This is a genomic window from Bacillus sp. JJ1521, from assembly GCF_036965165.1.
In the GTDB taxonomy this organism is placed as follows: Bacteria; Bacillota; Bacilli; order Bacillales; family Bacillaceae_L; genus Ferdinandcohnia.
On sequence record NZ_JBALOX010000107.1, the window covers coordinates 1 to 10,804 of the forward strand.

A 10,804-nucleotide genomic window follows, 5' to 3' on the forward strand; every position below is an offset into this window, starting at 1 on the left:
ATTCTATATTATATATTTTCTTTTATCAATATTTATTTTCGTTTATTTTTGTTTTTTTCATTACTTAAATATCATCTTTTCATTAAACAAAACCCTTGCCTTCTATATTAATATTGATTAAACTTTAAATATGATAATATTTAGGAAACCTTAATATTTTGCTTTTTAATTATTTTTTATTTTTATTTTCATTCAAATGAGGGGTAATCATGAATAAATTATTCGCGACTGAAAGAAGACAATTAATATTAAATATACTCGAGGAAAAAAAACGAGTAACCGTTAAGGATTTGGCAAGGGATGTAAACGTTTCCGAAGCGACGTTAAGAACGGATCTAAATTTGTTAGAGGAAGAAGGTCTGTTGACTCGAACACACGGTGGAGCTGTTTTAAATGAGGATTTATCATCAGCAAAGGTAAGCTTCTCTGAACGTGAAAAGAAAAATCCTGATTCTAAAAACATCATTGCGCAAAAAGCAATCAATCTTATTAGTCAAAAGGATTGTATTATACTTGATGCCAGTACGACAGCCCTTGCATTAGCTAGATTAATAAGGGAATCTACTTTAAATATCACTGTTGTTACAAATGGAATTTCTGCAGCGATCGAATTGAAGGAAAATCCGGGAGTCAATGTGATTTTAGTGGGCGGTATGGCTAGAATGGGCTCAATGGCACTTGAAGGCTTACTAGGTACGAATGTATTAAATAAGATCAATATAGATACGATGTTTACGTCAGCTCGAGGATTTTCGATTGAGGAAGGACTGACAGATTTTAATGTTTACGAAGTAGAATTAAAGAGGGTTATGGCCAATAAGGCAGATAAGATTGTCGCATTACTGGACCATTCGAAAATTGGGACAGACTCTATTGCGACATTCGCAAGCTATGACCAGCTTGATACAATCATTTGTGATAAGGAATTGGATGCCAACTTCCTAAAAGAATTAACAAAACAAAACATTAAAGTTATATAGAACGCAAAAGGATACTCACGATTTCGAGTATCCTTTTCTATTTAACTATACAAATGCTTTTCAAGCTCGCGGAGAATGATTGTAAATGACTCCATATTCCATGCGGTTCTTCCTACGAATAGACCGTTAACATCTTTGTGATCTATGTATTTTAGGAAGTTCTCCAGGTTGACACTTCCGCCGTACAATAATGGAATATCAGGGCCACATTCTGGAAACATCTCAACTAATGTATCTCGTAAGAAAGCATGCATTTCCCCGACATACCCAGCGTCTGCGGGAATGCCATTTTCTCCGATTGCCCAAACAGGCTCATAAGCAACAAGAACCTGTTTAGCCTGAACTTCTGAAAGTCCTTTTAAACATACCTTTAACTGTGCAGCAAGTACCTCACGTGAAATTGAGTTATTCTTTTGTTCGATGTTTTCACCAATACAAACCAAAGGCTTTATTCCATACTTTAGTGCAGCATATACTTTTTTATTAATATCAGCATCATTTTCATTAAAATATTGTCGTCGCTCCGAATGTCCTAGTTCAACTAAATCTAGACCAATCTCATCCAGCATCTTTGGTGAAATTTCACCGGTATAAGCTCCAGTATCTTCCCAGTGCATATTTTGTGCTCCAAGCTTGATCCTGGAGTCAGATACTTCCTTTTTAATATCAACTAGCGCAGTGTGAGAGGGAATAATAAATAACTCAATACTGGAGGTAAGTTCGTTTGCAATTTGCTTAAGTTGCTTTGTGTAAGAAACTCCTTCAACAATTGTTTTCGTCATTTTCCAATTGGTGCCGATCCAAATCTTACTCATTGTCTGTGCCTTCTACCCATTCCTTCATGGATTTAAAAATAATGAAGACCGTTGTAGCACCTGCATCTTGATGACCAATTGCCCTTTCACCTAAAGACTTTGCCCGTCCAAACTTCGCAATAAAATCCTTAGTCGCTTCCACACCTTCAAGGGCAGCAGCTTCTGCTTTGCGAAGTCCGTCTAGAAAGCTATCATTTGCTGCAACACTTGCTTTTAACGCTGCAACAGCAGGCTGAAATGCATCAATCATCGTTTTATCACCAAGTTCAGCCTTACCACGTTGTTTGATTGCCTCTAATGCCTTTTCATAAATATCAGCTAAAGATGCTAGTTCAAGTGTTTCCATAGGCTCAAGTCCTTTGATACCGCCAACAAACATTGTCCCGAAAATTACTCCCGATGCTCCTCCCATTGAAGAAATCATCGACATCCCTATCGTTTTAAAAACATCGTTTATAGTAGTAAATTCATTTGTCCTTAGATTTTCCTCAGCTTTAGTAAAACCAACTGACATTCCGATGCCATGGTCACCATCACCGATAGCGCTATCAATCTTTGTTAGTAAAGGCTTGCTTTCTACTACCTTTTCACCAACATATAAAAACATTTCTTTCACTTGGTTTGGATTAAGAGCATTTAGTGTTTGTGTAGACATTATTTTACTCCCCCTTTAATTTTTTGCGCTTTGTTGTAGTATGGTGAATGTGCAGGAGCATCATATAAATCTTTTAATTCATCATCTAATTTTAAGAATGTAATAGAAAAACCGCCCATTTCCTGCGTGGTGCAATAGCTATTTACATCCATGTCATAAATAGCAATCTCTTTTTCTTCTAAGATTTGGGCAACCCTACGATTCACAATCAGTAATTCTAGTAATGTTGTAGAGCCCAAACCGTTTACATAAACAGCTACTTCATCCCCTGCTTGAATCTTGCATTCTACTAATAATGTTTTTAGTAATTCATCAGTTAACTCATCTGCTGGCATTAGTTTAGTGCGTTTTATCCCCTGTTCACCATGAATTCCCATTCCTAGCTCAATTTCATCATCACCCAATACAAATGGTGGTTCTGTTTCACCTGGAATGGAGCCTGGTGATGTTGCGACACCAATTGAAAATGTTTGATCTGCTGCCTTTTGAGTGACACGGGTTACTTCATCTAAATTCCAGCCTTTTTCTGAAGCAGCACCAGCAACTTTAATGACAAAAACGTCTCCTGCAATTCCTCTGCGGTCACCTTTACGTTCTTCTGGTGCTGATGCAACATCATCCGCAACTAATACAGTTCTAGTTTGAATATCTTCAAAATCTAAGAGTTCTGCAGCCATATCAAAATTAAGAACATCACCAGCATAATTTCCATATACGAATAGGACACCTTTACCTTGATCAACTGCTTTTGCAACGTCTTGAACCGTATTTGGTGTTGGTGCTGCAAACACATTTCCAATCGCGACACCATCAGCTAGACCTTCTCCAACAAAGCCAAGGAATAATGGTTCATGTCCACTTCCTCCACCTGTAACAATGGCAACTTTATCTTTCATATCTTTACGTATGATTCCGTTTACATCTTTTACTTTAATCAAAGAGTCTTTATATGCATACATATAACCTTCTATAGCTTCTTGTACAACATGACTAGGATTGTTGATTATCTTTTTCATTTGATGTCCCCCTTATTTAAAATATATAAAATTATAAGATTATTGTATTTGTTTTTATTTACTTTCATTTACTATTTTAATCTTTTATTTAAGCGGTGTCAATTTACAAATTGATATTCATTTAAAAAGTAGATTCATAGAAAAAGGAGTACCAAATCGTCAATTTTATTGACCAATCAGGTACTCCTCCTCTTTTTATTTGTAACCGTTGTTGATTAGTTTGATTCCTAGTTTTAGTGCTTCTTCAAATGCACTTGGATCAACGATACCTTTGCCTGCGATATCAAATGCAGTACCGTGTGCAGGTGTTGTGATTACGATTGGAAGTCCACCACTGATGGTGACACCTTTATTAAAGCCCATTGTTTTCATACCAATTTGTGCTTGGTCATGATACATACCTAATAGACAGTTGAAGTTTTCCTTTTTCAAACGCAGGAAGATTGTATCTGCAGAGAAAGGTCCATGTGCATTTACACCTTGGCTTTTCGCTTCTTCAACTGCAGGAGTGATGATTTCATTTTCTTCGTCTCCTAAAAGCCCATTATCACCAGCATGTGGATTTAAGCCGGCAATTGCAATTTTCGGCTCAATTCCCGCCTTAGAAACGATTTTATCTGCAAAAAGAATACTGTTTAACACATTTTCTTTTGTGATATTTTCAGCAACTTCCTTTAAAGGAATATGGGATGTCACACGTGTGAACCATACGTCATCCATTACATTTACTTCCATAAAGCCAGATTCAAGGCCAAATACAGAAGCTACTAAATGGATATCGTCTTTATACGCGTATCCTCCTTGATATAGGCCACTTTTGTTCATTGGACCATATGTAAGTCCATCTATTTTTTCTCGTTTTGCAAGCTCTAATGCAAATACTAGATTGTCCCCAGCTGCCTTACCGGACTCCGAGCTTAGGACGCCCATTTCAATTTCAGCTGGATCTGTATTTTTTGTATCGATTAGCCATACTGATGCAGCCTCAGGGTTTACTTCATCGATGCTTTCTACTTTTTGATAGTTTAATTCTTGTCCTGCTGTCATTGCTCCTCGATTAAAAATACGTTCATCTCCAACTAAAACCCAAGTAGCAGATTCAAGTATTTCTTTGTTTGCTAAAGATTTTGCGACTACCTCAGGTCCTACACCTGCAGCATCTCCATATAATAATCCAATTGTTGGTTTGCTCATGCTAATTCCCCCTTTAGATGTAAAATTCATTAAGCTTTAAAAATTTAATAAAACAGTGATAATACTTAGGAATGTAAACTTTATTATGCTGTTGGATTGATGTTTGTATTGTTATTCTTCTTCTTTCGTTTTTTAAAGTAATCACTCACTAGAGGGAAGAACAACATAAGAATTGATACAGCAATTAATGTCACACTAATTGGTCTTGTAAGGAAAATTGTAAAATCACCATCAGACATTTGAACCGAACGTCTGAACTGGCTTTCTGCAATCGGACCTAAAACAACACCTAATATAATTGTTGCTAATGGGAACTTAAATCTTTCTAGTAAATATCCAATTACTCCAAAGATCACCATAACAATGATGTCAAAGAAGCTATTTCTAACTGTATACGTCCCGATAGCACAAAGTACTACAATTAATGGACCTAAAACAGAATAAGGAATTCTAATAATTTTTTCGAATAGCTTTATAAAAGGAGTTGAAACAAAAAGCATTAGGATGTTTGAAACTAATAATCCTGCAAAAATGGTATACATTAATACTGGGTCTGTTTTAAATAACATCGGTCCCGGCTGCATTCCATGTAATATAAATGCACCAATCAGTATGGCAGTTGTAGCACCTCCAGGTATTCCGAGAGCAAGTAGAGGAACTAAACTCCCCATGGCTGCAACGTTATTTGCTGTTTCTGATGCAGCAATTCCTTTTGGATTCCCTTTTCCAAACGTTTCTTTTTCTTCATCCTTTGACCATCTTACCGTTTCACTATAAGCTAACATTGATGCAGTTGTTGCCCCTACGCCCGGTAGGATACCAATGAACATCCCTATTAAGGATGATCCGGCTATTGTAGGACTAATTTTTTTGAAAATCTCTTTTTCAAATACTTTTGTTTTTACTACTTTAATAGCATTTTCTAAAGTGTGAGATTCCGTGCTTTTCTTAATAAATTCAGATATTGCAAAAAGACCAGTAATAACAGGAATTAGGTGAATACCAGAAGTTAAAACTGGCATACCAAATGTATATCGTAAGCTACCTGTCAGAGCATCCATACCAATCGTAGCAATCATTAATCCAAAAAGGACTCCAATTAAGCCTTTTAAAACGTCTTTTCCACTTAAAGAGGCTACTACTGTTAATCCCATGAAAGCCAAAGCAAAATACTCGGGTGATGAGAAAGACAGGGCAACTTCCGCAAGAAATGGAGTTAAGGTGATTAAGAAGAAGACTCCAACCAATCCACCAATAACGGATGTTAATATCGTAATCCCTAACGCTCGTCCGGCATATCCCTGCTGTGCCATAGGGTAACCATCATAGGTTGTAAAAATTGCTTCAGGTGTACCCGGTGTCCGTAGTAAAATGGCACCGAAGGCACCAGATAAGCTACAAATTGAATAAATACCAGTAAGTAAAATGAATGCAGCAGCCGGCTCAAACGTATACGTAACAGGTAATAGGATAACGACCAACATCGTTCCACTTATTCCAGGAATAGCCCCACCTATATAGCCAATTACAATTGCAAGAAATAACATTAATATATTCATTGGGTCAGTAACAACATTTAATAACCCTAGCCATAATAACTCTAACATTTTCTCCCCCCTGACTTGACTGTTTCATCCAGATGTTAGAAAGCTTTTAAACACCGTGCTAGATAAAAGCATGTCATCTATATAAATGAAAAATAGGATCTTTTAGTAAAATAGAAGACTAAACTCTCTAAATATACCGATTCCACGCGGCAAAGGTACTTTGAGAACAATGGAAAATAACCAAACAAAGAAAACTGTAAGGATAACTGATACCAGGATTATGACGAGTTGTTTTCGTGCACCCAAAACTTGAGTTAAGAGATATAAAAATAAGATTGATGATATGATAAAGCCAAAAATGTATAAACCTACTGAATAAAGAATGATTGATAAAATCGAGATTAAGCTCATCGGAATATTAAAAATTCTTTTTTCGGGTTCTTCAGTTTCGTTTAACTTTTCTAATTGAGCAGCAGCTGCTTTTTTAGTGGTAATAAATGTTTTAATTATTCCCATAATCGCTAAAATCAACATTAAAATTAAGATAATGGATGGCCATGCCTTAGGACCTAAAATAGTTGTTTTATTTGCAGAATGAATTTGTGTAGTTGACATCAGAAAGAATCCAGCAAATGCAATTACGATGCCATAAAATAGATAATCTTTTTTAGAAGCGGTCACAATTTCTCCCTCCCTTTAATTAAGAAAATTCAGTAGGAGGAGTCTTCCTCCTACCGATCGAAATTAATTTTGAAGCTTTTCCATAATAACTTTGTACTTTTCTATTAATTCTTCTGTTCTCTTCGTGAAGTCTTCTGAATTTAACCATCCTTCTCTTAAATGTAAATAGTTATCTTCTTCGTATTTTTGATAAGCTTCAGTCTCATATGCTTTTTTCATTGCTTCTTCTAAAATTTTGATAATTTCTGGATCAACATCTGCTTTAATATAAAATCCTCGTTCATTTCCATCAGTTAAATCCCAACCTAATTCAACAGTTGTTGGAACATCTGGGAAATCTTTTAATCTTTCTTCAGCAAACACGACAAGAGGAATAATTGAGCCATCCTCTGCTAGTGACCTGGTTGGACCAAACTCATCAACCATTGCTTCTAAGTGACCACCTAGTACCCCAGCATGCATCTCACCTGATCCTTCCATCGGAACAAAGTTCAAATCCACTTCAGCTGCTTCACCAAACATAAATACAGTCATTTCGTCCATACCTAAAGAACCAGTACCACCAACCGTAATCTTTCCTGGTTTTTCTTTAGCGGCTTTCAAAAAGTCTTCAATAGATGCATACTTATCTTTCTTTACCCACAATGCATAAGTATCAGATTGGAAACGTGCAATTGGTGTAAAATCATTTAAACCATGTGTGTTTGTACCAGCTGCTGTTGTAATAGAAAATGCAGCATCTCCAATTAATGTATAGCCGTCAGAAGGTGCATTAAATGCGTTTTGTGCTGCAACTACACCGGCTCCACCTTCCTGGTTAACAACGTTAATGTTAACACCCAAGATTTCCTCTAATTCTTTTGTAACTGCCCTCGTGAACATGTCCGTACCACCGCCTGCACCGTGCCCAACAAGAACTTCAATATTTCTTTCAGGATAACCACTTGCCTTTTTACTGTCTCCGCCATCAGATGATGAACTGCCAGATGAACCGCCTGATTCTTTTGAACCCCCGCCGCTACATGCAGCTAATAGCATAATAAGACTAAGTAATAAAATGCTCATAAAATTAAGTTTTCTTTTCATTTTCGTTCGTCCCCCTGTATTTAATATAATTGTTCGCAAGACCTTCGCTACAAATACTTGTTAACCGCTCTTTTCGGAAGCTTCCACCTCCCCAAATAGAATAAAATATTGGTTGTTTCATATTTTCATAGTTCTTCCAAAAAATTATCACAGGAATGTGAGTTTATTTAGCACCTGTTTTTATCTCTTTCGTAATTGGTTCTAATTGGGCTTGTACATAATTTCCTACATCTACTATTACATTGTGGGGATCGATTGCTGCTTCTTCTGTTTCTTCCTCAACCATAATCCACCCTTTGTAGCCTGAGTTATATAAAATTTCAGCAATCGCCGGGAAATCGATATCACCGTTACCCATTTTTTTCCACTCAAATGTATTCGAGCAATCCTTAATATGCACATGTTTTATAATAGAAAGATTATCTTTAATAATTTCAACTGGATTCATTCCACCCGCCTTAATATGTCCAGCGTCTGGCGTGTACCCTAGGTATCTTCTATCGATAAGGTCAAACATGACATCATAATCTTCTTTTATTCTAAAATAAGAAGTTTTTGGTGATGCAGGATGGAAGGAAGCAATTACACCATTTTCATGTGCACGTCTCCCAAGTGCGTTCACACAATTGATAATTTCCTTTTGTCTCTTCAATAAATGTTCTCTGTTCGGGCCAACCCTTGCTGGAACATTCATGACAGCATTCGGAAATTGTTTTAAATACTTTATGTAATAATCTGCGTGTGCTTTTTCTTCTTCGGTTTCATTCTCTCCTGCCCATGTAAACGGAACAGTTAATGCCGCTAATTCTAATTCTCTCTTTTTCAGTTCCTCTTTAAGTTTTTCAGGTTGATTTTTATATCTTCCTAAAAGTGCGACCTGTACATCTATTCCTTTAAATCCCGCTTCTTTAACGGTATCCATGATTTGATCGAGATAATCACACTCTTTATCATAATCAAGCTCCCATGTTGATCCATGGCATCCAAATTTAATTGCCAACGGGGGTCCCCTCCTTTTATACTAGTAATATCTGAAAGTTTTTACTAGTTTAACTGCAAACGTTTCCAAGTTGTATTTTTCTTAATTTTATCATTTATTTTCACTTTGTCAATAAAAAATAACAATAAACAAAAATAAATCGATAGTATTCATTGGATATCAATAACCCATTGAATATAAATGAAAGTAAATTGATAACCACACAAAAAAATCCGTCGTATTAGACGGAGACCATTCATTTATGAATAGATTTTCGCTTTTTTATCAATTCCGCACAAATACTTACCGCAATTTCTTCTGAACCTTCCGCATCGATATCCATGCCTACAGGAGAATGAATCCAATCAGGGATTGGCTCTGGGTCTAGCAACCGTGCTGTTCTTCTTTTTGGTCCGAGAATCCCAAGATAATGAATTGATTTTTTTACAAAATACTTCAACACTTTTTGATCCCATTGAAAATTATGTGTCATGATTAAAACAAAGCTATTTTGTGGTATCTCATTTTGTTGTAGGAAAATATGTGGATGTTCTACGATGTAATGGTCGGCAGTAGGGAAGTTTTCAGGATTGCATCTCTTGTTCCTTGGGTCGATAAGCAAAATTGAAAAGTCTAGTTTTGCTGCTAATTCAACAACTGGCTGTACATCAGGACCTGCACCAAAGATATAAAGGCGTTCCTTCGGCTGAAACAGTTCCATTATGATCTCGCCCTGTCCATCTACCTTTTCGTTTGCTGTCCTATTACCAAGTTCTAAAAATGATTCAACATAAGTAATCAGTGAACTGTCCGCATTTTCTGGGTAATTCAGCAAGTCCCCATCTTCACTACAATACATCCGTTGCTTTTTATCGATATTTAATAGAGAAACCACATATTTTCCAGAAATGAGCTTTTGATAGATTAGGTCCCATACGGATTTACAACTTTGATCTTTATCCAAATCCCATCCTGTTTCTTCTATATATACATAGATGATTCCGTTGCAACCGGCACCTTGCCCCCAACCTGCATCCCCCTCAGATTTCATATCATATGTAACAATCTTAGGGTGGTGTGTTTGCATGACTTCCTTTGCATGATGGGTGAGATCTTCTTCTAAGCAACCGCCACTAATCATTCCAAATGTGGTTCCATTTTCGTCAATCAGCATTTTTGCTCCTTCACGGCGATAGGCTGAACCTTCCACCTTGATAACCGTTGCCATTGCGAATTTTTGCATTTTTCTTTCTTTTAAAATCTGCAGGATTCTATGAATATCGTTCAATTAACCTTCACCTTCCACCTTTGCCGTTCAAATTAGGGATAAATATATTTATTTAAAGAAAACTACTAATGATTGATTTTTCTTGAAAGGAGTAACCATATGAACACAACCGGTCAACAGCCAGAAGAGAACCAAAGCTTCCAACAACAACAATTCCAGGAGCAACAACAGCAATTACAGGAAAGCCAGCCACAATTAGAACAACTCTTTAAAGGGCAAAAGAAACAAGCCTTACAAGCCATGCTGCAAGCTGAACAAACTCTTCAACAAAGTGCAAATATGAATAATTTACAGTCTATGCAGCAGGCACAACAAAGTCTACAACAAGTCACACAGCTGTTAAACCAGATGCAAGGGGTTGCAGTGACACATGCAACAACAGCAAAACAGCAGCAACTAGAGCAGGTTCAACAACAAATTGAACAGGCCTCACAAGCCCTTGGTCTGATTGAGACACTTAATGAAGGAAATAATAGCTTTAAAAAAGGGTAATTTAAATCCTTATGGGTTTCTTTTTCGGGTGCTTTCTTATTAAATGAAACAAGATTGACGTATGAATTGGC

The 10,804-nt window shown here is 36.6% G+C and carries 11 protein-coding genes; 2 read left to right on the forward strand and 9 right to left on the reverse strand.

Going from position 1 to position 10,804, the window contains the following annotated elements:
- The first annotated feature begins 209 nt into the window (after nucleotides 1–209).
- Entirely contained in the window at nucleotides 210–980 is a 771-nt protein-coding gene (locus V7147_RS15320) for a DeoR/GlpR family DNA-binding transcription regulator (RefSeq protein WP_335368709.1), read from the forward strand.
- Nucleotides 981–1,021: 41 nt separating this feature from the next.
- Here V7147_RS15320 and V7147_RS15325 read toward each other — a convergent pair whose 3' ends face one another.
- The 9 genes from V7147_RS15325 to V7147_RS15365 all read right to left on the reverse strand — a co-directional run bounded on the left by V7147_RS15325 (nucleotide 1,022) and on the right by V7147_RS15365 (nucleotide 10,241).
- On the reverse strand, nucleotides 1,022–1,795 hold the full coding sequence (locus tag V7147_RS15325) for a triose-phosphate isomerase (protein WP_335368710.1): 774 nt from the start codon (nucleotides 1,793–1,795) through the stop codon (nucleotides 1,022–1,024).
- Nucleotides 1,788–2,450 (reverse strand): dihydroxyacetone kinase subunit DhaL, encoded by a 663-nt coding sequence (dhaL, locus tag V7147_RS15330; RefSeq protein WP_335368711.1) that lies wholly within the window; start codon nucleotides 2,448–2,450, stop codon nucleotides 1,788–1,790. The genes V7147_RS15325 and dhaL overlap by 8 nt, the downstream gene beginning before the upstream one ends.
- Nucleotides 2,450–3,466: a dihydroxyacetone kinase subunit DhaK gene (locus V7147_RS15335; RefSeq protein WP_335368712.1), complete on the reverse strand. Its 1,017-nt coding sequence runs from the start codon at nucleotides 3,464–3,466 to the stop codon at nucleotides 2,450–2,452. The genes dhaL and V7147_RS15335 overlap by 1 nt, the downstream gene beginning before the upstream one ends.
- 195 nt (nucleotides 3,467–3,661) lie before the next feature.
- On the reverse strand, nucleotides 3,662–4,660 hold the full coding sequence (locus V7147_RS15340) for a PdxA family dehydrogenase (RefSeq protein ID WP_335368713.1): 999 nt from the start codon (nucleotides 4,658–4,660) through the stop codon (nucleotides 3,662–3,664).
- An 83-nt stretch (nucleotides 4,661–4,743) separates the two neighbouring features.
- A complete protein-coding gene (locus tag V7147_RS15345) occupies nucleotides 4,744–6,267 on the reverse strand; it encodes a tripartite tricarboxylate transporter permease (protein ID WP_335368714.1) in 1,524 nt (507 codons plus the stop codon).
- Nucleotides 6,268–6,369: 102 nt separating this feature from the next.
- Nucleotides 6,370–6,888: a tripartite tricarboxylate transporter TctB family protein gene (locus tag V7147_RS15350; RefSeq protein WP_335368715.1), complete on the reverse strand. Its 519-nt coding sequence runs from the start codon at nucleotides 6,886–6,888 to the stop codon at nucleotides 6,370–6,372.
- A 63-nt stretch (nucleotides 6,889–6,951) separates the two neighbouring features.
- Nucleotides 6,952–7,974 (reverse strand): tripartite tricarboxylate transporter substrate binding protein, encoded by a 1,023-nt coding sequence (locus V7147_RS15355; RefSeq protein ID WP_335368716.1) that lies wholly within the window; start codon nucleotides 7,972–7,974, stop codon nucleotides 6,952–6,954.
- 163 nt (nucleotides 7,975–8,137) lie between these two features.
- The gene (locus V7147_RS15360; protein ID WP_335368717.1) at nucleotides 8,138–8,974 is read right to left on the reverse strand and encodes a sugar phosphate isomerase/epimerase family protein; all 837 of its coding nucleotides are present in this window, start codon (nucleotides 8,972–8,974) and stop codon (nucleotides 8,138–8,140) included.
- A gap of 235 nt (nucleotides 8,975–9,209) precedes the next feature.
- The gene (locus V7147_RS15365) at nucleotides 9,210–10,241 is read right to left on the reverse strand and encodes an XdhC family protein (protein WP_335368718.1); all 1,032 of its coding nucleotides are present in this window, start codon (nucleotides 10,239–10,241) and stop codon (nucleotides 9,210–9,212) included.
- Between the two features lie 99 nt (nucleotides 10,242–10,340).
- On the opposite strand from V7147_RS15365, the gene V7147_RS15370 reads away from it, so the two are divergent.
- Nucleotides 10,341–10,733 (forward strand): hypothetical protein, encoded by a 393-nt coding sequence (locus tag V7147_RS15370; RefSeq protein ID WP_335368719.1) that lies wholly within the window; start codon nucleotides 10,341–10,343, stop codon nucleotides 10,731–10,733.
- Nucleotides 10,734–10,804 lie beyond the last annotated feature (71 nt).